The sequence below is a fragment of the Nonomuraea guangzhouensis genome, assembly GCF_019396345.1.
In the GTDB taxonomy this organism is placed as follows: Bacteria; Actinomycetota; Actinomycetes; order Streptosporangiales; family Streptosporangiaceae; genus Nonomuraea; species Nonomuraea guangzhouensis.
In genome coordinates this window covers 564,314-586,993 of sequence record NZ_JAHKRM010000002.1, presented here as the reverse complement: position 1 = coordinate 586,993, position 22,680 = coordinate 564,314, and the positions used below count along the sequence as shown (strand labels likewise).

At 70.7% G+C, this 22,680-nt stretch carries 22 protein-coding genes; 9 read left to right on the top strand and 13 right to left on the bottom strand.

What is annotated here, in order from left to right; all coding sequences use genetic code 11:
* Nucleotides 1-80 precede the first annotated feature (80 nt).
* The 5 genes from KME78_RS05715 to KME78_RS05695 all read left to right on the top strand — a co-directional run bounded on the left by KME78_RS05715 (nucleotide 81) and on the right by KME78_RS05695 (nucleotide 4,058).
* On the top strand, nucleotides 81-833 hold the full coding sequence (locus tag KME78_RS05715; RefSeq protein ID WP_219527671.1) for a helix-turn-helix domain-containing protein: 753 nt from the start codon (nucleotides 81-83) through the stop codon (nucleotides 831-833).
* A 46-nt stretch (nucleotides 834-879) separates the two neighbouring features.
* Nucleotides 880-2,289, top strand: coding sequence for a 30S ribosomal protein S12 methylthiotransferase RimO (gene rimO, locus KME78_RS05710; protein WP_219527670.1), 1,410 nt, complete (start codon nucleotides 880-882; stop codon nucleotides 2,287-2,289).
* On the top strand, nucleotides 2,286-2,858 hold the full coding sequence (gene pgsA / locus KME78_RS05705) for a CDP-diacylglycerol--glycerol-3-phosphate 3-phosphatidyltransferase (RefSeq protein ID WP_219527669.1): 573 nt from the start codon (nucleotides 2,286-2,288) through the stop codon (nucleotides 2,856-2,858). The genes rimO and pgsA overlap by 4 nt, the downstream gene beginning before the upstream one ends.
* Nucleotides 2,859-2,860: 2 nt before the next feature.
* A complete protein-coding gene (locus KME78_RS05700; RefSeq protein WP_219527668.1) occupies nucleotides 2,861-3,352 on the top strand; it encodes a CinA family protein in 492 nt (163 codons plus the stop codon).
* Between the two features lie 349 nt (nucleotides 3,353-3,701).
* The gene (locus KME78_RS05695; protein ID WP_214638529.1) at nucleotides 3,702-4,058 is read left to right on the top strand and encodes a helix-turn-helix domain-containing protein; all 357 of its coding nucleotides are present in this window, start codon (nucleotides 3,702-3,704) and stop codon (nucleotides 4,056-4,058) included.
* On the opposite strand, the gene KME78_RS05690 is transcribed toward KME78_RS05695, so the two are convergent.
* Both KME78_RS05690 and KME78_RS05685 read right to left on the bottom strand, forming a co-directional pair.
* Nucleotides 4,055-4,834 carry a DNA-formamidopyrimidine glycosylase family protein gene (locus KME78_RS05690; RefSeq protein ID WP_219527667.1) on the bottom strand — a complete coding sequence of 260 codons (780 nt, stop codon included), beginning with the start codon at nucleotides 4,832-4,834 and terminating at the stop codon, nucleotides 4,055-4,057. The two genes, KME78_RS05695 and KME78_RS05690, sit on opposite strands and share 4 nt — an antisense overlap.
* A 239-nt stretch (nucleotides 4,835-5,073) precedes the next feature.
* A complete protein-coding gene (locus KME78_RS05685; protein ID WP_219527666.1) occupies nucleotides 5,074-5,523 on the bottom strand; it encodes an RrF2 family transcriptional regulator in 450 nt (149 codons plus the stop codon).
* Nucleotides 5,524-5,759: 236 nt separating this feature from the next.
* Between KME78_RS05685 and KME78_RS05680 the strand changes: the two genes are divergently transcribed.
* Entirely contained in the window at nucleotides 5,760-6,941 is a 1,182-nt protein-coding gene (locus KME78_RS05680; protein ID WP_219527665.1) for an ROK family transcriptional regulator, read from the top strand.
* Nucleotides 6,942-6,975: 34 nt separating this feature from the next.
* Here KME78_RS05680 and KME78_RS05675 read toward each other — a convergent pair whose 3' ends face one another.
* The 4 genes from KME78_RS05675 to KME78_RS05660 all read right to left on the bottom strand — a co-directional run bounded on the left by KME78_RS05675 (nucleotide 6,976) and on the right by KME78_RS05660 (nucleotide 11,687).
* On the bottom strand, nucleotides 6,976-8,415 hold the full coding sequence (locus KME78_RS05675; protein WP_219527664.1) for a glycoside hydrolase family 3 protein: 1,440 nt from the start codon (nucleotides 8,413-8,415) through the stop codon (nucleotides 6,976-6,978).
* A 74-nt stretch (nucleotides 8,416-8,489) separates the two neighbouring features.
* Nucleotides 8,490-9,341 carry a carbohydrate ABC transporter permease gene (locus KME78_RS05670; RefSeq protein ID WP_219527663.1) on the bottom strand — a complete coding sequence of 284 codons (852 nt, stop codon included), beginning with the start codon at nucleotides 9,339-9,341 and terminating at the stop codon, nucleotides 8,490-8,492.
* Nucleotides 9,338-10,345, bottom strand: a complete 1,008-nt coding sequence (locus KME78_RS05665; RefSeq protein WP_219527662.1) for a carbohydrate ABC transporter permease — start codon at nucleotides 10,343-10,345, stop codon at nucleotides 9,338-9,340. The genes KME78_RS05670 and KME78_RS05665 overlap by 4 nt, the downstream gene beginning before the upstream one ends.
* Nucleotides 10,346-10,349: 4 nt before the next feature.
* Entirely contained in the window at nucleotides 10,350-11,687 is a 1,338-nt protein-coding gene (locus tag KME78_RS05660; RefSeq protein WP_219527661.1) for an extracellular solute-binding protein, read from the bottom strand.
* A 139-nt stretch (nucleotides 11,688-11,826) separates the two neighbouring features.
* On the opposite strand from KME78_RS05660, the gene KME78_RS05655 reads away from it, so the two are divergent.
* Genes KME78_RS05655 through KME78_RS05645 form a run of 3 tightly spaced genes read left to right on the top strand, consistent with a single transcriptional unit; the run spans nucleotide 11,827 to nucleotide 14,753 of the window.
* A complete protein-coding gene (locus tag KME78_RS05655) occupies nucleotides 11,827-12,972 on the top strand; it encodes an ROK family transcriptional regulator (protein ID WP_219527660.1) in 1,146 nt (381 codons plus the stop codon).
* 12 nt (nucleotides 12,973-12,984) lie between these two features.
* Nucleotides 12,985-13,644 (top strand): M15 family metallopeptidase, encoded by a 660-nt coding sequence (locus KME78_RS05650; protein WP_219527659.1) that lies wholly within the window; start codon nucleotides 12,985-12,987, stop codon nucleotides 13,642-13,644.
* Nucleotides 13,645-13,667: 23 nt separating this feature from the next.
* Nucleotides 13,668-14,753, top strand: coding sequence for a carboxylate-amine ligase (locus KME78_RS05645; protein ID WP_219527658.1), 1,086 nt, complete (start codon nucleotides 13,668-13,670; stop codon nucleotides 14,751-14,753).
* Nucleotides 14,754-14,763: 10 nt separating this feature from the next.
* On the opposite strand, the gene KME78_RS05640 is transcribed toward KME78_RS05645, so the two are convergent.
* From KME78_RS05640 to KME78_RS05615, 7 genes are read right to left on the bottom strand one after another with little or no spacing between them, the layout of a single operon-like run.
* Nucleotides 14,764-15,513, bottom strand: a complete 750-nt coding sequence (locus tag KME78_RS05640) for a sulfite exporter TauE/SafE family protein (RefSeq protein ID WP_219527657.1) — start codon at nucleotides 15,511-15,513, stop codon at nucleotides 14,764-14,766.
* Nucleotides 15,510-17,306 carry a gamma-glutamyltransferase family protein gene (locus KME78_RS05635; protein ID WP_219527656.1) on the bottom strand — a complete coding sequence of 599 codons (1,797 nt, stop codon included), beginning with the start codon at nucleotides 17,304-17,306 and terminating at the stop codon, nucleotides 15,510-15,512. Before KME78_RS05635 ends, KME78_RS05640 begins: the two co-directional genes overlap by 4 nt.
* A complete protein-coding gene (locus KME78_RS63965; protein ID WP_308126817.1) occupies nucleotides 17,303-18,271 on the bottom strand; it encodes an ABC transporter ATP-binding protein in 969 nt (322 codons plus the stop codon). The genes KME78_RS05635 and KME78_RS63965 overlap by 4 nt, the downstream gene beginning before the upstream one ends.
* Nucleotides 18,268-19,236, bottom strand: coding sequence for an ABC transporter ATP-binding protein (locus KME78_RS63960; protein ID WP_246650402.1), 969 nt, complete (start codon nucleotides 19,234-19,236; stop codon nucleotides 18,268-18,270). The genes KME78_RS63965 and KME78_RS63960 overlap by 4 nt, the downstream gene beginning before the upstream one ends.
* Complete coding sequence (locus KME78_RS05625) at nucleotides 19,233-20,108, bottom strand: ABC transporter permease (protein WP_219527655.1); 876 nt, start codon at nucleotides 20,106-20,108, stop codon at nucleotides 19,233-19,235. Before KME78_RS05625 ends, KME78_RS63960 begins: the two co-directional genes overlap by 4 nt.
* Entirely contained in the window at nucleotides 20,101-21,060 is a 960-nt protein-coding gene (locus KME78_RS05620) for an ABC transporter permease (RefSeq protein ID WP_219527654.1), read from the bottom strand. The genes KME78_RS05625 and KME78_RS05620 overlap by 8 nt, the downstream gene beginning before the upstream one ends.
* Complete coding sequence (locus tag KME78_RS05615) at nucleotides 21,060-22,667, bottom strand: ABC transporter substrate-binding protein (RefSeq protein ID WP_219527653.1); 1,608 nt, start codon at nucleotides 22,665-22,667, stop codon at nucleotides 21,060-21,062. The genes KME78_RS05620 and KME78_RS05615 overlap by 1 nt, the downstream gene beginning before the upstream one ends.
* Nucleotides 22,668-22,680 lie beyond the last annotated feature (13 nt).

Genomic DNA, 22,680 nt, shown 5'->3' with positions numbered 1-22,680 from the left:
GACTACTGATTGAATGTGAATCATTACAGAACGTCGTGGGGCGGAAGGCGCTTGCCATGCCGGAACAGAGCACAGGGGCCATGCTTGCTGAGGCCCGGCGGACCGCCGGGCTGACAGTCACGCAACTGAGCGAGGCCACCCGCATTCGTGAGGCGATCATCTACGCGATCGAGCGTGACGACTTCTCGCAGTGCGGTGGCGACTTCTACGCGCGGGGACACGTCCGGGCCGTAGCCAAGGCGGTCGGACTCGATCCCGTGGCGACCGTCCACTTCTATGACGAAGAACACAGCGGGGCGGCCACGCCCATCCGGGCCGCCGCCGTCTTCCAGGCCGAACGCAAGATCAGGATCAACGAGCGGCGCGGCCTCAACTGGACGATGGCGCTGGGCGTCGCGCTGGCCATCGTCATGGTGTTCGGGGCGGTCAGGGTGCTCGGCGGCGGCACGTCGGACGAGGTGCGCACCGCCGACTCGCGCCTGGTGCCGCCGAACGCCCCGATCGGCGAGCACGCTCCCAAGGCGTCGCATGCCAAGGGGAAGAAGGCCAAGGACGACGTCAAGGAAAAAAAGGACAAAATGGTCGTCGTCAAGGTGAAGGCCAAGCGCGCGTCCTACCTGAACGTCCGCGACGGCAAGGGACTCAACCTCTTCACCGGAACGTTGCCGGCGGGCAAGAGCTCGACCTGGAAGTCCGAGAGCGGCGTCCATCTCGTGATCGGTGACGCGGGTGCCGTGTCGTTGCAGGTCAACGGCAAGGACCTGGGTCGTGCGGGGGCTCGCGGGGAGATGGTGACCCGCTCGTTCGTGCCTTCGGAAGCCCAGCCGAGGTAGCCCGTGCGCTCGGTGGTGGCCAACTCCCGATACCGTAGTGTTCACCATGTCATCCCGCCGAACCGCATCGCTGATCACTCTGGGCTGCGCGCGCAACGAGGTCGACTCCGAGGAGCTGGCCGCGCGTCTTGAGGCTGCCGGTTGGCAGCTGGGCGACGACGACCCCGATGTCGTCGTCGTCAACACGTGTGGCTTCATCGACTCGGCGAAGAAGGACTCCATCGACACGCTGCTGGCCGCGGCCGACTCCGGGGCCAAGGTGGTCGCCGCGGGCTGCATGGCCGAGCGCTACGGCAACGAGCTCGCCGACGCGCTGCCCGAGGCCAGCGCGGTCATCTCCTTCGACGACTACACCGAGATCGGTGGCCGCCTCGACGACGTGCTCGCCGGCAAGCCGCTCAAGCCGCACACGCCGCGAGACCGCCGCACCCTGCTGCCCATCTCGCCGGTGGATCGTGCCAGCGCACCCAAGACCGCCATCCCCGGCCACGGCGACCTGCCCGAGGGGCTGGCGCCCGCCAGCGGGCCGCGCGTGCTCCGCAAACGGCTCGACGAGAGCCCGGTGGCCTCGCTCAAGCTGGCCTCCGGCTGCGACCGGCGCTGTACGTTCTGCGCCATTCCGGCCTTCCGCGGCGCCTACGTCTCGCGCGACCCCGAGGAGCTCCTGGCCGAGGCCGACTGGCTGGGCCACCGGGGCGTGCGCGAGCTCGTCCTGGTCAGCGAGAACTCCACGTCCTACGGCAAGGACCTGGGCGACCTGCGGGCGCTGGAGAAGCTGCTGCCGCGGCTGGCGGCCGTCGAGGGCATCGAGCGGGTGCGGGCCAGCTACCTGCAGCCGGCCGAGCTGCGCCCGGGGCTGATCGACGTGCTCGCCGGCACCGAGGGCATCGCCCCCTACTTCGACCTGTCCTTCCAGCACGCCAGTGGCACCGTCCTGCGCCGGATGCGCCGCTTCGGCGATCCTGAGCGCTTCCTGGGGCTGCTGGAGACCATCCGCGCGGGCGCGCCGGAGGCAGGCGTGCGCTCCAACTTCATCGTCGGCTTCCCCGGTGAGACCGAGGAGGAGTTCGGCGAGCTGGTCGGGTTCCTGGAGCAGGCCAGGCTCGACGTGATCGGCGTGTTCGGCTACTCCGACGAGGACGGCACCGAGGCGGCCGGCTTCGCGGACAAGCTCGACCAGGACGTCATCGACGATCGCGTGCGCGTGCTGACCGAGCTCGCGGAGGAGCTGACCGCGCAGCGCGCGGAGGAGCGCATCGGCACGGAGGTGGACGTGCTCATCGACGACGACCTGGGCGACGGCGGCTATGAGGGCAGGGCCGCCCACCAGGGTCCCGAGGTCGACGGGTCCGTCACGGTCCAGGGCATCGGCCTGGTCCGCGGTCAGATCGTGCGCGCGGTGGTGGTCGACGCCGAGGGGGTTGACCTGATCGCGCGCATCAAGGCCGGTCCATGACCAAGGACGAGCGCCGCGTGGTGAGCCCGTGGAACATCGCCAACGTCCTCACGGTGCTGCGGTTGGTGCTCGTCCCCTTCTTCGTCGTCTGCCTCTTCCTGCCCGGCATGGGCTGGCGCCTGGGTGCGCTGGCGGTGTTCGGCGTGGCCTCGCTCACCGATCATCTGGACGGCGAGCTGGCCAGGCGCTACGGGCTGATCACCGATTTCGGGAAGATCGCCGATCCGATCGCCGACAAGGCGCTGACCGGCGCGGCGCTGGTGTCCCTGTCGATCCTCGGCGAGCTGCCGTGGTGGGTGACGGGCACCATCGTGGGCCGCGAGCTGGGCATCACGGCGCTGCGGTTCGTGCTGCTCAGGCACGCGGTCATCCCGGCCAGCTATGGCGGCAAGGTCAAGACCGTGCTGCAGATCGCGGCCATCGTGCTCTACATCCTGCCCGGCGACTTCGACCCGGTCCGCTGGGTGGTGATGGGCGCGGCCCTGGTCGTGACGGTGGCCACGGGCGTCGACTACGTGGTGCGGGCGATCAAGCTACGGCGGGTGGCCAGGCGGGCGCGCGGGGAGTGATCATGGTTGGGGCGGCGGAGGTTCTCTCCTTGCTCGTACGGCGGGCCGCCACGCTCGCCGTGGCCGAGTCGTTGACCGGGGGGCTCATCGGGGCGACGTTCACCTCGGTCTCAGGGGCTTCCCAGTCGTTCAGGGGCGGGGTCATCTCCTACGCCACCGATTTGAAGCACCGGTTGCTGGCCGTGCCGGAGGAGTTGCTGCGGCGCGAAGGGGCCGTGCACCCGGAGGTGGCGGCGGCGATGGCGGCGGGGGTCGCGCGGCTCTGCGAGGCGACATACGGCCTGGCGGTGACCGGTGTGGCCGGGCCGGAGCCGCAGGACGGAAAGCCCGTCGGCACCGTGCATGTGGCCGTCAGCGGACCGGGAGATCAAATTTGGCAGAGACCGTTGAGACTTGAGGGGTCTCGCGAACGTATCAGGGTAGAGACGGTGGACGAGGCTATCGATCTACTGGCAAGTGTGCTGAAGGGGAACAATGGGGAACATACCGGGTGATTACCGTGTTACGTCCCGAGCGAACATCCGATGCACGGTCTGACGCGGTGTCGGTGGATACGGGTACGGTGGAGCTGTGAGTGAGGTCCGTGAGCCATCTGCAAGCACCGAGCGCCCGGCAGGCGGGCCTAACGAGTCACGTGACGAACCTTCACGTAACGAGCTTTCGCGAGCTGAGTCTTCGCGAAAGGAGCCGTTGCGCAATGAAGGCAGAGCGGCGGGGCAGGGGCGGAGACGCCCGATGATGACGGCGAGGAGCATGTACGAGCCGAAGAAGAAGAACGGACGGCACGATCCGACCGCGCGGGGCGTGGTGGTGAAGCCATCCACGCCGGGGAGGGAGCGACAGATGATTCTGCTGCGTCAGCTGCTCGGCGACGTGCTGAGGCGGTTGAGGGTGCGGCAGGGACGCACTCTTCGCGAGGTGTCCACGCTGGCGCGTGTCTCGCTCGGCTACTTGTCCGAGGTCGAGCGTGGTCAGAAGGAGGCGTCATCGGAGCTGCTGGCGTCCATCTGCGGCGCCCTCGGGGTTCCCCTGTCGCAGGTGTTGCGTGAGGTGTCCGACCAGTTCGCGCTGGCGGAGCTCCAGGCCACTCCTGTGCTTGCCGACGCGCCGGAGCACGAGCGCATCCCCCTTGCCGAGACGGTGCCCGGGTCGATCTCCGACTCCGTGTTCCCCGAAGTCAAGGACATGGTGGCCGCCTAACGCGGTTGGCAGTCACCACACCACAGGACGAGTCGTTCCTGTGGCTGTGCTCCCATCTCCCCGCGACTGATGCGCGTCCCGCATCGGCGGCAGGGGCGCCCTGCCCTGCCGTACACCCACGTCTGGCCGCCCGGACGGCGGTCGCCCGTGGTCACTGTGGCGGCGTGCGTCTTGTTCGCTGTCAGGAGCCGCTGGGCGAGCCTGACGAGCCCGTCCAGGTCCTCGATGTCGCCGACCTTCCGCCATGGCCAGATGCCGCGCAGGAAGAGTGTCTCGGCGCGATAGATGGTGCCGAGCCCCGCCAGATTGCGCTGATCGAGCAGCGCCTCCCCGATCGCCCGGTCCGGCGCCGCGCGCAGGCGGCGCACCGCCTCGTCCGGATCCCAGTCGTCGCCGAGCAGGTCGGGCCCCAGGTGCCCCACGACCCGGTCCTCGTCGGCGGTCTTCAGCAGGTCCACCACCCCCAGCCGCACACCCACCGCCTGCCACTGTTCGTTGGCCAGCACCAGCCGCACCTGGTCGCCGGGGGCGGTGCGACGGCCCGCGGGCAGCACCCGCCAGCTCCCGTCCATCCGCAGGTGCGTGTGCACGGTCAGGCCGCCCTCGACACGGGTGAGCAGGTGCTTGCCGCGTGACAGGCTCGCCAGGACTGTCCGGCCGCTGAGGTCGGCCGTGGCGTGCCGGGGCACGCGGAAGTCCGAACGGGTCAGGACCCGGCCGTCGAGGGCGCCCCGGAGCCGCGCGGCCGTACGGTAGACGGCATCTCCTTCGGGCATGCCCCCAGTCTAGGAACCGGCGCCGGCCATCGCGGGCGCCGGTCAATCACAGGCGTCGGCCACGTTGGCGCGTCGCACGTCGGTCGGCGCCAGACGTCGGCCGCGCGGGTGTGTCGGGCGCCGGTCAATCGCAGGCGCGGCCATGCGCGGCGTGTCGCGCGTCGGTCAGCGCCAGGTGGTGGCTACGCGGTCGTGTGGCCGGTCAGCCGCAGGTGGTGGCCACGCGGGCGGCTGGCCGGTCAGTCCCAGGCGGCGGGGTCGGCGGCGAGCTGGCGGACGCGGTCGGGGAGCGCGCCGCTGGCCACCTGGTCCAGCGTGACCTCCTCGAGGATGGCGCGTTCGGTGGCCCGCAGGGCGATCCACACCTGCTGCAGCGACTCCGCCGGGCCCCGGTAGCCGACGTGCTCGGGACGCTCGCCGCGGACGTTCGCCAGGGGACCGTCCACTGCCCTGATGACGTCGGCGAGCGAGATCTCGGCGGCGGACCTGGCCAGGACGTAGCCGCCTTCCGGACCGCGCTGACCACGGACGAGACCGGCGCGGCGCATCTGCAGCAGAATGTTCTCAAGGTATTTGGGGGGCATGTCCTGCTCTTTGGCGAGCTCGCCCACGGTGGTCGGGCCGGCGCCGGCCGCGGCGAGTTCGGCGGCAGCACGGAGGGCGTAGTCGACACGAGCGGAAAGGCGCATGTAGTTGATTATCCCTCCTGGTCAACAGTGGTTATGCGCACGGTCGTCAGAATGAGCAGGTCATCCGGGCGCGGGCCTGCGCGGACACCGCCGACAGTCCTTTACCGATTCAGTACGTGATCGCGCCGCTCGACCGGTGGTGATCATGAGGCATCCTCGGGTTCACCTGCGGTGATAAGCAAGGTCCAGGGCGCTAAACTTCCAACAACCTTTTCGATTTGACGGTGGGATTCAGCGTGGAGCGACGCCCTGGTGTGCCCAGACTGCTCAGGGAGATCAACGACCGGGCGGCGTTGGAGTTGTTGCTGGCCACCGGCCCGATGACCCGGGGACAGATCGGCGATCGGACCGGGTTGTCCAAGGTCACCGCCTCCCAGACGCTGTCCAGGCTGGAGGAGCGCGGGCTGGTCGAGGTCGTCGGCACGCAGGCCGGCGGGCGCGGCCCCAACGCGGCGCTCTACTCCGTGATCCCCTCCAGCGCGTACGTGGCCGGGCTCGAGGTGGGGCCCGAGCTGATCTCCGCGGCCGTCGCCGACATCCACGGCCAGACGATCGCCGAGGTGACGGTCGATCCCACCGACCTCGACGACCCGGTCTCGGTGGTGCACGGCGCCATCATGAAGGCCTGCCGCAGCGCCAAGATCAGCATCGGCCGGCTGCGCGGCGTGGTCATCGGCACCCCCGGCGTGGTCGATCCGCGCAGCGGCGACGTGCGCTTCTCCTTCGACCTGCCCGGCTGGCACGAGGGCATCCACGAGGCGCTGGCCGGTGACCTCAAGCGCGAGGTGACGATCGAGAACGACGTCAACCTGGCCGCGATCGCCGAGCGTGCCGACGGCGCCGCCCAGGGACTCGACGACTTCGTGCTGCTGTGGTCCAGCCGCGGCCTCGGTCTCGCGGTGATGCTCGGCGGCAAGCTGCACCGGGGCCGTGCGGGCAGCGCGGGTGAGATCGGCTACCTGCCGGTGCCCGGCGTGCCACTGCCCGAGGACATCCGCAATGAGCCGGGCCGGCTGCCCTCGCTCGCGGGCGGTCTGCAGTCGCTCGTCAGCGCCGAGGCCGTGTGCGAGCTCGCGAGGGGCTACGGGTTCGCGGCCGAGAGCGCCGGGCAGTGCGTGAAGCTCGCCGTGGCGGCCGGAGCCGAGGGCGAGCCGCTGCTCGACGAGATCGCGCACCGGCTCGCGCTCGGCGTGGCCGCGGTCTGCGTGATCCTGGACCCGGGGCTGGTCGTGCTGGCGGGCGAGGTGGGCCAGGCCGGCGGCAGCGCGCTCACCACCCGGGTGGAGGAGGCCGTGGCCCGCATCTGCCCGGTCCGGCCCCAGGTCGTCACCACCACGATCACGGACAAGAACCCGGTGCTGCGCGGCGCCGTCCTCGCGGCCCTGGACCAGGCCCGCGAGGCACTCCTCAAGTCGTGAGCGACTCAAACCGTGAGCCCGCGACCCGTTCAGCTCAAGCCGTGAGCAGCTCTATGGCCGCCTGGGCGTTCGCCCGGGCCGCGCCGTACGTCGCGATGTAGGCGACGCTGTCCGGCCGCCAGATCGGCAGTCCCATCTCGATCACCGTCGCGTCGGGCCGGGCCGCCACCAGGGCCGAGACCAGCTCGCGGCTGGGCTCGTTGCGGTGCGCGTCCTTGACCACCACGACCAGCGACCGGTCCGTGGCCTTGGCCAGCAGCACCGGCACGTCCGCGTCCGCGGGCTTCACCCGGATGATCTCGGCCTGGGGCAGCCACGGTCCCACGCCCCAGGGCACGTCGCCGACGGCGATCGTCGGCGGCGTGTCCACCTCGATCACCAGCGGCTCGACCAGCGGCTCCGGCACGCCCGTGAGCCGCACCGCGCGCCTGGCGGCGTGCAGGCCGACCCCGTTCTGCTCGGCCGAGGGCGTGGCGGCCGAGCCGAACCACGCGCGCAGCGCCGCCAGCCTGGCCGCCGCCTCCTCCAGCCGGGCCGCGGGCAGCCGCCCATCCCGTACGGCGGCGACGATCTCGTCGATGATGTGCCGCACGTCGTCGTGGGTGGGCAGCGGCCCGAGGCAGAGCAGGTCCGAGCCCGCGGCCAGCGACAGGACGGCGCCACCGGCCAGCCCGACGCTCTTGGTGATCGCGTGCATGTCCATCGCGTCGGTGATGACCGCGCCGTCGTACCTGAGCTCGCCCCTGAGCAGCTCGGTCAGCGCGGCGGCCGACAGCGTGGCCGGTGTGCTGCCGGTCAGGGCGGGCACCGACACGTGCGCGGTCATGATCGACTTGGTCCCCGCGCCGATCGCCGCCCGGAACGGCGCCAGCTCGCGAGCGCGCAGCACGTCGAGCGTGACGTCCACGACGGGGATGGCCAGGTGCGAGTCGACCCGGGTGGCGCCGTGGCCGGGGAAGTGCTTGACGCAGGCGGCCACGTTCACCGACTGCAGGCCCTGAACGGCGGCCACCGTGTGCCGGGCCACCAGCGCGGGATCGTCGCCGAACGACCTGGTGCCGATGACCGGGTTGTCGGCCTCGGTGTTGACGTCGGCGTCGGGCGCCATGTCCAGGTTGATGCCGCAGGCGGCCAGCTCTGAGCCGATCGCCCGGTAGACCCGGTGCGTCAGCTCGGCGTCGTCCACCGCGCCCAGCGCCGCGTTGCCCGGGTACGGGCTGCCGACGTGGTAGGCCAGACGGGTGACGTCGCCACCCTCCTCGTCCAGCGAGATCACCGGCTCGGCGGCCGCGCGGAGCGAGGCGGTCAGCGACCGCAACCGGTCAGGTTCCGCGACGTTGAAGCCGAAGAGGGTGACACCTCCCAGGCCGTTCTCGAGCTCGCGCAGCACCCAGTCGGGCGCGGTGGTGCCCTGGAAGGCGACGAGCAGCGTGCCGGCCGCGAGGCGGCGCAGCCCCCGATCACTCTGACTCATGGCTCCTCATCACAGAAAGTTGGGCACGGTCAGGACGGCACGCGCCTGCGCGCGCCGTACGAGATCCGTGTTCGTCAGCCCTTCACGGCCCCGGCCACCAGGCCGGAGACCATGCGGCGCTGAACCAGCAGGAAGAAGACGACGACCGGGATGGTCATCATCGTGGAGCTGGCCATGATGGCGCCCCAGTCGGTGCCCTTCTGCCCGAAGAAGTACTGCAGGGCGACGGGCATCGTGTAGCCGTCCGAGCCGCTCATCAGGACCAGCGCGAAGATCAGCTCGTTCCACGCGGTGATGAACGAGAAGATGCTGGTGGCCACCAGACCGGGCGCGACCAGGGGGAAGAGCACCTTCCAGAACGTGGTCATCCGTCCCGCGCCGTCGATCCAGGCCGCCTCCTCCAGCGACTTGGGCACGGCGGCGACGAACGTACGCAGCATCCAGATGCCGAACGGCAGCGTGAGACCCACGTTCACCACGATCAGCCCGGCGAGCTGGTCGTACAGGCCGAGCCGCTTGACGCTCAGGAACAGCGGGATGAGCAGCGCCTCGGAGGGGATCATCTGCACGATGAGCAGCAGGATCAGGAACGTGTTGCGCCCCTTGAACCTGAAGCGGGCCACCGCGGTCGCCGCGAGCAGCGAGAACACCGCCCCGATGAGCACCGTGCCGAGCGCCACGATCGCGCTGTTACGCATGTAGAGCCAGATCGAGTGCCCGGCCACCCCCTCGTTCAGCACCCGGTCGACGTGCTCGAAGGTGAAATGGGTGGGGAACGGGATGAAGTCGGTGGTGAAGATCTGGTCGTTGGCCTTGAACGCGGTCGAGGCCATCCAGTACACCGGGAAGATCGCGAACAGGAACACCAGCAGCCCGGCCGCGTTCAGCGCGATCTTGCCGAGCCGCTTGCGCGCGAGCGGAGTCACATCTCCTCCTGCTTGACGAGCTGCCTGACGTACACCGCGGTGACGACCAGCAGGATCACGGTCAGCACCAGGGCGATCGCGGCGCCGGACCCCATCTTGGGCGGCGGGCGGAACGCCTCGGCGTAGGAGTAGATGGACAGGTTGAACGCCTCACGGTTCGACGGTCCGCCCATGAGCACGTAGAGCTGGGCGAAGACCTTGAAGTCCCAGATGATCGACAGGACGGTCAGCACCGCGAAGACCGGCTTGAGCAGCGGGAAGGTGATCTTCCTGAACGTCCGCCAGGCCGACGATCCGTCCACCCGTGCGGCCTCGTACAGCTCCGCCGGGATGCCCTTGAGCCCCGCCAGCACCGAGACGGCCACGAACGGGAAGCTCGCCCAGACAACGCAGATGATCAGCACCATGTAGATGGACCACGCGTCGTTGAGCCAGGGCTCGCCGGTCCAGTCGGCCCGGCCGAAGACCAGGTTCGACAGCCAGTCGGGCAGCGCGTTCAGCGCCCAGTTGACGATGCCCGCCTCGGCGTCGAACAGCCATCTCCAGATGATGCCCTGCGCCACCGGAGGCACGGCCCACGCGAACATGATGCCGACCACCACGAACGTGGACATCTTCCGGCCGAGCTTGTTGAGCAGGGTGCCCACGGCCGTTCCGACGATCAGTGTCAGCGACACCGCGACGACGGCGAAGACGAGCGTGTTGCGGAGCGAGGACCAGAAGATGTCGTTGGCGAAGATGCGGGTGAAGTTGTCCCAGCCCACCCAGGTGGCCGGCTTCTTGCCGCTGATCTGGACCAGGCCCACCTTCTGGAAGGCGATGACCCCGACCTGGAACAGCGGGTAGAGCAGCAGCGCCCCGATCACCAGCAGCCCGGGGATCAGCAGCACGTACGGCACCGACCAGGCGGGCAGCCCGCCGGACCGGGCCGGGCGGTGAGAGTTCGGCCGGCGCGGGGTGGCGGACTGGCCGCCACCCCGGGCGAGCGTCGAGATGTTCGTCATAGGGCTAGGAGGCGGCGTTGAGGATGTCTTCGAGTTCCTTGTTGGCCTTGGCCAGCGCGTCGTCGGCCGACGACTTGCCCTCGATGACGGTGCGGGCCGCGTTCTGCAGCACCGCCTTGGTCTCGTTGGCCTCGGTCCAGTGCGGGCTGGCCGGGAAGGCCTTGGCCTTGGCGAAGGCGGCGGCGAACGGCGCCTGGGCCGGGTCGCTGGACAGCGCGGCCAGGGCTTCCGGGTAGACGGGGAGCAGGCCGCCGTCCTTGGCGTACTTGTTGCCCCATTCCTTGCCGGAGGCCAGCTTCACGAACTCCTTGGCCGCGTCCTTCTCCTTGGCCGAGCCCCACACGGCGATGTCGTTGCCGCCGAGGAAGGACTGCGCCTCGCCGCCGTCCTTGGACGGGAGCGGGAAGAAGGCCAGCTTGTCACCCTTGAGCTTGCCCTTGCTGTCCTCGTCGATGCCCGGCAGGTCCCACGACGCGGTGAGGTACATGCCCACCTTGTTGTTGGCGAAGCGGGTGCGGATGTCCGTGGTGTTCTGGGTGAGCCGCGACTTGCTCGACAGGCCGTCGGTGACCAGGCCGGTGTACTGGGCGAAGCCGGCCTTGAAGGCCGGGTCGGTCAGCTTGCCGACCCACTTGTCGCCCTCCTTGACGGCGTAGTCGCCGCCGGCGGTCCAGGCGAGGGCGCCCAGCAGGTGGTTGGCGTCGGAGCCGCCGTTGAAGGCGAACCCGTCGACGTCCTTGCCCTTCTTGGCCTGGATCTTCTTGGCCGCGGCGGTCAGGTCGTCCCAGGTCTTCGGGACGTCGATCTTGAGCTCCTTGAACCAGTCGGCGCGGTACAGCACCGCGCGGCTGCCGCCACCCCACGGCACGGCGTACGTCTCGCCGTCGATCGTCTCCAGGCCCATCAGGTTCTTCGGGATCTGCGCCTGGTCGCCGGAGCCGACGATGTCGGTGACGGGCTCAAGGGCCTCCTGGCTCTGCCAGAGCGGCACCTGGTCGTTGCCGATCTCGGTGACATCGGGACCGGTGCCACCGGCCGCCGCGGCGGTGAACTTGTCGTTCACCTGCGGCCACGGGATCCACTCGACCTTGACCTTGGCGCCGGTCTGCTGCTCGAAGGCGGCCACGAGTTCATCGGTGTACTTCTGCGCGGCGGGGTTGCTGTCGCCCAGGCGCCAGAAGGTCAGCTCCTTGCCCGCGTACTTGGGGCCGGACGCGGCGGCGGAGGCCGCCGCGCTCGGCGCGGTCGAAGTCGAGGGCGTCTCGCCGGAACCACAGGCGGCCAGGCCCAGGGCCAGAGCGGCCGTGGTGACCGTGGTGGCGGTGATCTGCGCGATCCTCACAGGGTTCTCCCTTCCCGGGTGCTCGCTTGCGGTCCGCACCAGGCTGATCGTCAATGTCCGAACGACTGCTGATAAACTAACAAGAAACTTTCTTAAAAGAAACGCCTGTTAGCCATTCGTGACGAGAGGGAGAGCGTCGATGAGCCGAAGCCCCGGGACCCCTCGGCTGCTCCGCCGCCTGAACGACCGCACGGCACTCGAACTCCTCCTCGAGGACGGGCCGCTGACCCGTGCGGAGCTGGGGGAGCGGACCGGGCTGTCGAAGGTAACCGCAGGTCAGCTGCTCGCCCGCCTGGAGGAGCGGGGGCTCGTACGGGTGGCGGGGGAGCGGGCGATGGGCAGGGGCCCGCACGCGGCCCTGTACGCGGTCAACCCCTCCAGCGCGTACGTGGCCGGGCTCGAAGTGCTGCCCGACAGCCTCACCGTGGGTGTGGCGGACATCACAGGCCAGATCGTGGTCGAGGTCACCGTCAACCCGGCGGACGGGGATCCGGTCAAGGCCGTGCACTCCGCGGTGCAGCGGGCCTGCGCCTCGGCCCGGGTCAGCCTGTCACAGCTGCGGGCCTTCGTGATCGGCACCAGGGGCGTGGTCGATCCGGGCAGCGGCGACGTGCGCTTCTCCTGCGACCTGCCGGCCTGGCACGTCGGCGTGCTGGCCAGCCTGCGCCAGACGCTGGGCGTGCCGGTGATCATAGAGAACGACGTGAACCTGGTCGCGCTGGCCGAGCACCGCTACGGCGCCGCCGTCGGCCACGACGACTTCGTGGTCATCTGGGCGGGTGTCGGCCAGGGGCTCGGCGTCATGCTCGGCGGGCGGCTGCACCGGGGCATCACCGGGACGGCGGGTGAGATCGGCTGGCTGCCCGTGCCGGGCGAGCCGCTGCCCGCCGACGTGTCGCAGCCGACGTCGGGCTCGTTCCAGCGGCTGGTGGGGCACCCGGCGCTGAGCGGGCTCGCCACCGCGCACGGCGTGCTCGGCAGCACGGTCCCCGACCAGGTACGCAACGGCTGCGACGGCTACCTGGACGAGGTGGCGGCCCGTCTTGCCGTGGGGGCCGCGGCCGTCACGGTCGTGCTAGACCCCGGGCTGATCGTGCTCAGCGGCGACATCGGCCGGGCGGGCGGCGAACGTCTGGCCGCCAAGGTCGAGGAGGCCGTCGCCCGGGTCTGCCCGACCCGGCCCGAGGTCGTCACGACCGGGGTGGCGGGCAATCCGGTGCTGCGAGGCGCGCTGGTCGCGGCTCTGGAGCAAGCCCGAGATCAGGTTTTCTCCGACACTGTGTGAGAATTTCTGCCCATGTGGCAGCAGACGAGCGACATCGTGCTGATCTCTGATCCCCGCGTCGCGGCTATCCCGGTGCGCGACAACGGCGAGGAGCTGGCGGACGTACGCGGCCGACTGCGGGTGGACGAGCGGATGGCCGACGGGAGCGGTGCCTACGCGCACCTGCGCTCCGGGTTGCTGGCCCGGCTGGAGCGGGCCGAGCGGCGGCTGCCCGACGGCTTCCATCTGCTGATCGTCGAGGGCTACCGGCCGATCGACACGCAGCGCCGGATCTTCGAGGAGTACCGGGACGGGCTGCGAGCCGCATTCCCCGAAATGTCGCCTGACGAGGCACATATCGCGGCAAGTCGGTATGTGTCGCCGGTCGACGTGGCCCCGCACACCGCCGGTGCCGCCGTCGACCTGACGCTGTGCGCGCCCGACGGCACCGAGTACGACATGGGCACCCAGGTCGACGACAACCCGGAGGAGAGCGACGGCGGCTGCTACACCGACGCCACGAACATCTCGGCCGAAGCCCGTGCCCATCGCAAGATCCTCGCCGCCGCCCTGGAGCCGGTCGGCCTGGTCAACTACCCCACGGAGTGGTGGCACTGGTCCTTCGGCGACCGGTATTGGGCGCTCGCCGAGGGAAGGCCGTACGCGGTCTATGGCCCACACCGCTTTGCCTAGCGGAAAACGGGCATAAAAGGGATGTGACTCCTCTTATCGGGATCGAGGAGGAGTACCTCATCGTCGATCCCTGGTCGCGCCACGTGGCTCCCCGGGCGGCAGAGGTGTTGGCCGCCGCGACAGACGTCTTGGACGTCGTTCATGAGATCACCCGTTTCCAGGTCGAGGCCCGGACCGCCCCTTCGGCCGACCTCGGCGAGTTAGGCACGCGGCTGCGGGCCGCGCGTAAGGAGGTGGCGCAGGCGGCCCGCTCGTGCGGGCTGGCCGTGGTCGCCAGCGGTCTTCCCGTACTGGGCGACGTCGTGCCGAGCCCGCTCAGCGACGACATCCGCTACGAGCAGGGCCGGGTGCTCTACCGGGCGCTGCAGGACGAGCTCAGCATCTGCGCCCTGCACGTGCACGTGGACGTGCCCGACGAGGAACACGCCGTGTACGTGGGCAACCACCTGCGTCCGTGGCTGCCCACGCTGATCGCGCTGGCCGCGAACTCGCCGTTCTTCGTCGGCCGCGACACCGGCTACGCGTCCTGGCGGGTGATCAGCTGGGGCCGCTGGCCGGTCTCGGGCGCCCCGCCGTACTTCCCGTCGTTCGCCGACTACGAGGTGGCGCTGCGGGCGCTGTCGCAGTCGGGCGCGCTGATGGACCCGAAGACGGTGTACTGGGACGCGCGACCGTCGCCCACGCTGCCGACCGTCGAGGTGCGGGTCGCCGACGTGCCGCTGGACGTCAGCGACAGCCTCACCATCATCGGGCTGATCCGCGGCCTGGTCATGACGGCGCTGGCCGACGTGGCGCGTGGTGATCGCGGGTTGCCGATCCCGTCGGAGGTCATGCGGGCCGCCTACTGGCGCGCCGCCCGTGACGGTCTGCGCGGTGACAGCCTCGACGTGTGCGAAGGGGTGCTGGTGCCGGCGCCGGTGATGGCGGGGCGCCTGCTGGAGCACGTACGGGCCGCCACGGACGAGGCCGGTGACTCGGAGTTCGTCGAGGAAGGGCTGGACCTGCTGCTCAGCAGGGGTTCCGGAGCGGAACGGCAGCGTAGGGCGCACGACCGCACCGGGCACCTGGCGGCGGTCGTGGACGACCTGATCGAGGCCACGGTCGCCTGACCGACCAGGTTCAGCGCAGGGCGAGCAGCGTGGCTACGCCCAGTCCGAAGACGACCACGACGCCGCGCAGCACCGCGGGCGGCATCAGCCGGGCCACGCGGGTGCCGAGGAAGCCACCCGCCAGGCTGGCCGGCGCGACCACCGCCACCGCCTCCCACCGCACGGGCCCGAACAGCGAGAACGCCACCACCGACACCGTGCTGATCACCAGCGACAGCGTGGCCCGTACGGCGTTGACCCGATGCAGGTTGTCATGCAGGAACAGCGCGAGCACCGCCAGCAGCAGCACCCCCATGCCGCCGTTGAAGTAGGCGCCGTAACACCCGCCGAGGAACACCCCGACGTAGATCAGCCTGCTCGTGCCCTGCCGCCCGTCGCCCTCGAAGCGTTTACGCAGCCAAGGCTGGGCCAGCAGCGCCAGGCTGGCGAAGGCCACCAGCCACGGCACCAGCGAGTCGAACAGCCGTCCCGGCGTGAGCAGCAGCAGCGAGCTGCCCGCGATCGCGCCGAGCACGGCGGTGGCCGACAGGACCGTGGCCCGGCGCCGCTGCCCGCGCAGCTCCGCCCGGTAGCCCAGGACGCCGCCCAGGTAGCCGGGCCACAGCGCCACCGCGTTCGTCACCGAGGCGGTGATGCTCGGATAGCCGAGCGCCAGCAACGCCGGGAAGGAGACGAGCGTGCCGCCGCCGGCCAGGGCGTTGACCGCCCCGGCCAGCAGCCCCGCCCCCGCCAGGAAGGCGATCTCGGAGAGCTCGATCATCGGCCGGCCGCGTAGCCCTGGGCCCCGCGCGGGTTGGCGGCGGCCTTGAGGAAGTCGCCGTCACGCGCGACCGCGCTGAGCCTGCCGAGCGTCCAGGGTCCCTGGACCTCCACCCGGTGGCCACGCCGCCGCAGCTCGGCGACCACCGCCGGGTCCACCCGGTTCTCGACGTGCATGACGCCGGGCCGGGAGCCGCGCGGGTAGAAGGAGCTGGGGAAGTGCTCGGAGTGGAACATGGGGGCGTCGACGGCCTCCTGGAGGTTCAGCCCGCCGTGGACGACGGAGAGGAAGAAGTTCACGCTCCACTGGTCCTGCTGGTCGCCGCCGGGCGTGCCGAACGCCAGCCACGGCTTGCCGTCGCGCAGCGCGAACGACGGCGACAGCGTGGTCCGCGGCCGCGTTCCCGGCCGCAGCGAGGCGGGCAGCCCCTCCTGCAGCCAGAACATCTGCGCCCGGGTGCCCAGGCAGAAGCCCAGCTCGGGAATGGTGGGCGAGCTCTGCAGCCAGCCGCCGCTCGGCGTGGCGGAGACCATGTTGCCGTGCCGGTCCACGACGTCCAGGTGACAGGTGTCGCCACGGGTGGAACCGTCGGAGCCGACCGTGGGCTCGCCCACCCCGGACCGTACGCCCGAGATGCCCGGCGCGGTGCTGACCGTGCCGGGGGCGGGGAACACGGGCAGGCGCGGCGTGCGCCCACCGGGCGCGCCCGGCCGCAGCTCCACGCCGGCCTCGGCGCCGATGAAAGCGCGGCGCTTGGCGTTGTACTCGTCGTCGAGCAGGTCGGCCATCGGCACCTCGGTGTCGCCGTACCAGGCTTCACGATCGGCGAAGGCGAGCTTGGCGCTCTCGATCACCGTGTGCACGTAGTCGGCGCTGAGCTGCCCCATCCCGTCCAGGTCGAACCCGGACAGCAGGGCGAGCTGCTGCAGGAAGACCGGCCCCTGCCCCCACGGCCCGGTCTTGCACACCGTGTGCCCGTGGTAGTCGAAGGTGACCGGGTCCTCGACCGAGGCCGACCAGCCCGCCAGGTCGTCGCCGGTGAGCAGGCCGCTGTGCGCCTCGCCCGAGCTGTCGCGCCAGGCGGTGCCGGTGCTGAACGCGGCGATCGCCTCGGCGACGAACCCCCGGTACCAGGCGTCGCGGGCGGCCGCGATCTGCCCCTCGCGGGTGCTCGACGCCGCTCCCGCCTCGGAGACGAGCCTGCGGTAGGTGGCGGCGAGCACCGGATTGGTCAGCTTGGCGCCCGGCACCTTGCCGTGGGGCAGCCAGGTCGCCGCCGACGTCGGCCAGTCCTCGAGGAAGAGCCGCTCGACCGACGAGACCGTGGCGGCGATCCGGTCGAGCACCGGGACGCCGTGCGTGGCGTAGTGGATGGCGGGTTCGAGCACATCGGCCAGCGTCCAGGTGCCCCAGCGCTCCAGCATGGCCATCCAGCCGCCGAACGCCCCGGGCACGGTGGCCGCCAGCAGCCCGGTGCCGGGCACCACGTCGAGCCCGAGGCCGGTGAAGCGGTCGATCGTGGCGGCGGCGGGGGCGACGCCCTGCCCGCACACGACCGACACCCGCTCCTCCTCCTGGCTCCACAGCAGGATCGGCACCTCGCCGCCGGGCCCGTTCAGGTGCGGCTCGGCCACCTGGAGGACGAACCCGGCGGCGACGGCCGCGTCGAAGGCGTTGCCGCCGCGTTCGAGTACGCCCATGCCGGTAGCGGAGGCCAGCCAGTGCGTGCTGGCCACCATGCCGAAGTCTCCGGTCAGCTCGGGCCTGGTGGTGAACAAAGTGCGTCCTCTCATCGGGTGGCGGCCGCGTCGGGCACGTGGTCCGCCGTGACCAGGTGGCAGGCGACCGGATGGCCGCTCGTGCGCGGGTCTGTCAGCTCGGGCTCGCTCGTACGGCAGGCGTCGTACGCCAGCGGGCACCGGGTGTGGAAGCGGCAGCCGGACGGCGGATCGACCGGGCTCGGCACGTCGCCGCCCAGCACGATCCGGCGCCGCTCGCGCTGCCTGACCGGGTCGGCCACCGGTGCCGCCGACAGCAGCGCCTGCGTGTAGGGGTGGCGGGGTTCGGCGAAGATCTGGGCCGTCGGCCCCGACTCCACGATCTTGCCCAGGTACATGACCGCGATCCGGTCGGCCAGGAACTCCACCACCGACAGGTCATGCGTGATGAACAGGCAGGAGAAGCCCATCTCCCGCTGCAGGTCGGTGATCAGGTTGAGCACCGACGCCTGCACCGACACGTCCAGCGCGGACACCGGCTCGTCGGCCACCACCAGCTTGGGCTCCAGGATCAGCGCGCGGGCCAGGCCCACCCGCTGCCGCTGCCCGCCGGACAGCTCGTGCGGGAAGCGCGTCCGCATCTCGGGCCGCAGCCCGACCTGCTCCAGCATTGCGGCGACCCGCCCGCCCGCCTCGCGCCGGCTCGCGATCCCGTGGTGCAGCAGCGGCTCGCCGACGATCTGCTCGATCGTGAAGCGCGGGTTGAGCGAGGAGTACGGGTCCTGGAAGACGATGTGGACATCCCTCCGCAACGGGCGCATGGCCCGGCGCGACAGGTGGGTGATGTCGCGGCCGGCGAGGCGGATGCCGCCCGAGGTGGGCTCGGTCAGCCGCAGCACGCACTTGCCCACGGTCGACTTGCCGCTGCCCGACTCGCCGACGAGACCGAGCACCTCGCCCTCGCCGATGCTCAGCGACAGGCCGTCCACGGCGCGGACCTGGCCGTAGTGCTTGACCAGATTGTCGATCTCCAGTATCACGACTGCCCTCCCGGGTGGAAGCAGGCCGCCAGATGAGCCTCCAGCAGCTGGGGTTCGAGCTCGGGCCGTCGCAGGCGGCAGTCGGGCTGCGCACGGCCGCACCGCGCCTGGAAGGCGCACTCGTCAGGATCCGTCAGCGGCGAGGGCACCATGCCGGGGATCTCGGCGAGCCGGCCGTTCACGGCGGCCGACGGCAGGGCGTTCATCAGGCCGAGAGTGTACGGATGGCGCGGCCGGGCGAACAGCTCGGCGACGGGCGCCTGCTCCACGGCCCGGCCCGCGTACATGACCACGGCCCGGTCGGCGATGTCGGCGACCACGCCCAGGTCATGGGTGATCAGGATGACCGCGGTGCCGAGCCGGTCGCGCAGGTCGCGGAACACGTCGAGCACGCCCGCCTGGATCGTCACGTCCAGCGCGGTCGTGGGCTCGTCGGCGATCAGCACCCGCGGCGAGCAGGCCACCGCGATCGCGATCATCACCCGCTGGCGCATCCCGCCCGAGAGCTGGTGCGGGTACTCCTTGACCCGCCGGGCGGGCAGCGGGATGCCGACCAGTTCGAGCAGCTCCACCGCGCGGGCCGCGGCGGCCTTGCGGGAGAGCCCCTCGTGCCTGCGCAGCACCTCGGTGATCTGGTAGCCGACCGTGAACGACGGGTTGAGCGAGGTCATCGGCTCCTGGAAGACGACCGAGACGTCCTTGCCCCTGATCTGCCGCATCCGAGACTCGGGCAGCGTGGTCAGCTCGCGGCCGTCTAGCTTGACCGAGCCCGACAGCCTGGTCGTGTCCGGCGGCAGCAGCCTCGGCACGGACATCGCGGTGACCGACTTGCCGCAGCCCGACTCGCCGCAGAGCGCGAGGATCTCGCCCTCGTCCAGTTCGAGCGAGATGCCCCTGACCGCCTGCACCAGGCCGTCCTCGGTGTCGAAGTCGACGGTCAGGTCGGTGATCTCGAGCAGGCTCATCGGCCACTCCTCGGGTCGAGAACGTCACGCAGCCCGTCGCCCAGCAGGTTGAAGCCGAGCGTGGCCAGCGCGATCATCAGCCCCGGCCAGATCGCCAGCCACGGCGCGACGTCGAGGTACTGCTGGGCGGTGGTGAGCATCACGCCCCACGACGGCGTCGGCGGCTGGACCCCCAGGCCCAGGAACGACAGGGTCGACTCGCCGATGATCGCCGCCGGGATCGCCACGGTGGCCTGCACGATGAGCGGGCTGGAGCAGTTCGGCAGCACGTAGCGGAGCAGGATGTGGCGGTCGCCGGCGCCGTCGGCGATGGCCGCGGCCACGTAGTCCATCTCCCTGATCGCCAGCACCTCGCCGCGGGTGATCCGGACGACCGCCGGCAACTGGGAGAAGCCGAGCGCCAGCACCACGCCCTTCAGCGAGGGCCCGATGATCGCCGCGAGGCCTACGGCGAACACCAGGAACGGGAAGGCCAGCGTCACGTCGACCAGCCGCATCACGACCGGGTCCAGCCAGCGCCGGTAGAACCCGGCGACCAGCCCGATCGGGATGCCGACCACCATGGCCAGCAGCGTCGACAGCACCCCCGCCTGGAGCGAGACCTGCGCGCCGTGCGCGATCCTGGCCAGGGCGTCCCGGCCCAGGTCGTCGGTGCCGAGCGGGTGTGCCCCCGATGGGGGCGCGAGCGTCGCGGTGTAGTCCTGCGCCGACGGATCGCCCGTGAGCAGCGGCCCGAGCAGCGCCAGCAGCAGGAACCCGGCGACGAGCACCAGCCCCGCCATCGGCATCGGGCGCCGCCTGAAGCGCCGCCACAGCCTGCGGCGCCGGTCGGCCCGGCCCGTTGTCACCGGTACGGCCGCCACGTCAGTCATGCCTGCCCCCCGACAGCCGGATGCGTGGGTTGAGGAAGGCGTAGGCGATGTCGACCAGCAGGTTGACCAGCACGTACCCGATCACCGTGATCAGCACCACAGCCTGGATGACGGGGTAGTTCCTGGTGAGCACCGCGTCCACGGTCAACTTGCCGAAACCGGGGATGACGAAGATCTGCTCCGTCACCACCGCGCCGCTGATCAGCGCGCCGAGTTGCAGGCCGAGGACGGTGACCACGGTCGTGAGGCTGTTGCGCAGCGCGTGCGCGCCCACCACCTTGGCCTCCGACAGGCCCTTGGACCGGGCGGTCCGTACGTAGTCGGCCGACAGCGCGCCCAGCATGGCCGAGCGCGTCTGCCGCATCAGGATCGCCGCGAACCCGGTGCCGAGCACCAGCGCGGGCAGGATCATGCGCTGGAGGTTCTGGCCGGGGTCCTGGGTGAAGGGGACGTATCCGGAGGCGGGCAGCCAGCGCAGCGTCACCGCGAACAGCAGGATGCCGAGCAGGCCCAGCCAGAAGTGCGGCACGGACAGCCCAGCCAGGCCGAAGCCGGTGGCCACGTAGTCGGGCAGCCGGCCCCGCCGCACCGCGGCCACGATGCCCGCGCCGACGCCGACGACGATCGCCACCAGCAGGGCCAGAGCCGACAGCTCCAGCGTCACCGGCAGCCGCTCGGCGAGGATGCCGGCCACCGGCAGCTGGTCCTGGGTGGAGCGGCCGAGGTTGCCGGACAGGGTCTGGCCCACGTAGTCGACGTACTGCGCCGGCAGCGGCTTGTCCAGGCCGAACTCGTGCCGGATCGCCTCGACCACCGCGGGTGAGGCCTCCTCGCCCGCCATCACCACGGCCGGGTCCCCGGGCAGCGCCCTGATCCCGAGGAAGATCAGGATGCTGGCCAGGAACAGCACGATCACCGCCGACCCCGCCCTGCGGAGGATGAACCAGACCATCAGCCGGCGAACCCAGCGGTGACGAAGCGGGGCAGACCATCCTTGAAGTACTGGACACCGGCGACGGTCTTGTTCATGCCCAGGTAGTACTTGTTGTGGTAGAGGTACACGACTCCGCGCACCTCGGCGGCCCGCTGCAGCGCCTTGGCGTACAGCTCGGCGCGCTGGGCCGGCTCCGTGGCCGCCGCGGCCTCCTTGATCGGGTCGTCGATGCCGGGGTCGGACATGCCGCTGTAGTTGTTGCTGCCGCGGCTGGTGATCAGGTTCGACAGGTTGCCGTCCGGGTCCACCCGGCCCGACCAGCCGTTGAGCACGGTGTCGAACTTGCCGGCCTTGCCCTGCTCCAGCGTGCTGACGAACTCGGCCGTCTGCACGGTGACGTTGAAGCCGGCCTCCTTGGTCATCTGCTGGATGACCTGGGCCAGGCGCTGGTTGGTTGCGTCGTTGGGCGTGGTCATCGTGACCGGGATGGGCGTCGGCACACCGGAGGCCTGCACCAGCTGCTTGGCCTTGGCCAGGTCGCGCTTGGCGCACTGGAGCGAGGGCGAGCGGTAGGGGCTGTCGGCGGGGAGCGGGAAGCAGTCGGGCTCGTACAGGCCGTTGTAGACGGTCTTGTTGATCTGGTCGCGGTCCAGCGCCAGCTCGAACGCCTCGCGTAGCTGCGGGCTCTTGGCCAGCGGGGTGTTGACCGGGCCCGGCTTCTCGGTGGAGCCGGTGGCGTTGCCGGTGTTGATCGTGAGGCCGTAGTAGCCGAGGCCGCCGCCGGACACGACGGTGAGGTTCGGGTCGGCCTGTACGCCCTTGACCGTGGTGGTGGCGAGCTGGTCGGCCACCTGGACGTCGCCGGACTTCAGGTTCGCGGCCCGTACGTTCGGGTCGACGATGATTTTGTATACGAGCTTGTCCAGCTTCACCTTGGCGGCGTCGTAGTAGTCGGGCGCCTTGTCCAGCACGATCTGGCTGCCGGAGGTGCGACTGCCGAACTTGAACGGCCCGACGCACACCGGGCTCGCGCCGAAGTTGTCACCGCCCGTCTCCAGCGCCTTGGGCGACATGATCATCCCGGCGCGGTCGGCGAGCTGCGCCGTCAGCGGCGTGAACGCGCGCGACAGCGTGAGCTTGACGGTGGCCGGATCGACCACGCTCACCTTCGACACAGCGGCCAGGTCGGACTGGCGGGCCGACTTCTCCCAGGTACGGTGGCGCTCCAGCGACTTCTTGACCGCCTCCGCGTCGAACGCGGTGCCGTCGTTGAACTTCACCCCCGCGCGCAGCTTGATCGTCACCTCCTTGCCGTCGTCCGAGACGGCAGGCAGGGCGGCCGCCAGCTGCGGCACCAGCGTGGCCTTCGCGTCGATGTCGAAGAGCTTCTCGCACATGCTCGCGAACACCTCGCGGCCCACCAGCGTGGTGGACACGCTCGGGTCGAGCGCGTCGGGGTCGGCGTTGAGCGCGATGTTCAGCGTGCCGCCGCTCTTGACGGCCCGGTTGTCGGCCGTGGCGTCGGCTACGGACGGGGCGACGGGGGTGCCGCCCGAACCGCCGCCACCGCACGCGGCCAGAGCTATGGGGAGTACGGCGAGCGTCAAGACCAGCCTGGGTCTCATGATGCCTCCGGGG

Coding starts and splice junctions, on each gene's coding strand:
- KME78_RS05715 (WP_219527671.1), top strand. CDS start 81: ATGCTTGCTGAGGCCCGGCGGACCGCCGGGCTGACAGTCACGCAACTG.
- rimO (WP_219527670.1), top strand. CDS start 880: ATGTCATCCCGCCGAACCGCATCGCTGATCACTCTGGGCTGCGCGCGC.
- pgsA (WP_219527669.1), top strand. CDS start 2,286: ATGACCAAGGACGAGCGCCGCGTGGTGAGCCCGTGGAACATCGCCAAC.
- KME78_RS05700 (WP_219527668.1), top strand. CDS start 2,861: ATGGTTGGGGCGGCGGAGGTTCTCTCCTTGCTCGTACGGCGGGCCGCC.
- KME78_RS05695 (WP_214638529.1), top strand. CDS start 3,702: ATGATTCTGCTGCGTCAGCTGCTCGGCGACGTGCTGAGGCGGTTGAGG.
- KME78_RS05690 (WP_219527667.1), bottom strand. CDS start 4,834: ATGCCCGAAGGAGATGCCGTCTACCGTACGGCCGCGCGGCTCCGGGGC.
- KME78_RS05685 (WP_219527666.1), bottom strand. CDS start 5,523: ATGCGCCTTTCCGCTCGTGTCGACTACGCCCTCCGTGCTGCCGCCGAA.
- KME78_RS05675 (WP_219527664.1), bottom strand. CDS start 8,415: ATGAGTCAGAGTGATCGGGGGCTGCGCCGCCTCGCGGCCGGCACGCTG.
- KME78_RS05665 (WP_219527662.1), bottom strand. CDS start 10,345: ATGACGAACATCTCGACGCTCGCCCGGGGTGGCGGCCAGTCCGCCACC.
- KME78_RS05655 (WP_219527660.1), top strand. CDS start 11,827: ATGAGCCGAAGCCCCGGGACCCCTCGGCTGCTCCGCCGCCTGAACGAC.
- KME78_RS05650 (WP_219527659.1), top strand. CDS start 12,985: ATGTGGCAGCAGACGAGCGACATCGTGCTGATCTCTGATCCCCGCGTC.
- KME78_RS05640 (WP_219527657.1), bottom strand. CDS start 15,513: ATGATCGAGCTCTCCGAGATCGCCTTCCTGGCGGGGGCGGGGCTGCTG.
- KME78_RS05635 (WP_219527656.1), bottom strand. CDS start 17,306: ATGAGAGGACGCACTTTGTTCACCACCAGGCCCGAGCTGACCGGAGAC.
- KME78_RS63960 (WP_246650402.1), bottom strand. CDS start 19,236: ATGAGCCTGCTCGAGATCACCGACCTGACCGTCGACTTCGACACCGAG.
- KME78_RS05625 (WP_219527655.1), bottom strand. CDS start 20,108: ATGACTGACGTGGCGGCCGTACCGGTGACAACGGGCCGGGCCGACCGG.
- KME78_RS05620 (WP_219527654.1), bottom strand. CDS start 21,060: ATGGTCTGGTTCATCCTCCGCAGGGCGGGGTCGGCGGTGATCGTGCTG.
- KME78_RS05615 (WP_219527653.1), bottom strand. CDS start 22,667: ATGAGACCCAGGCTGGTCTTGACGCTCGCCGTACTCCCCATAGCTCTG.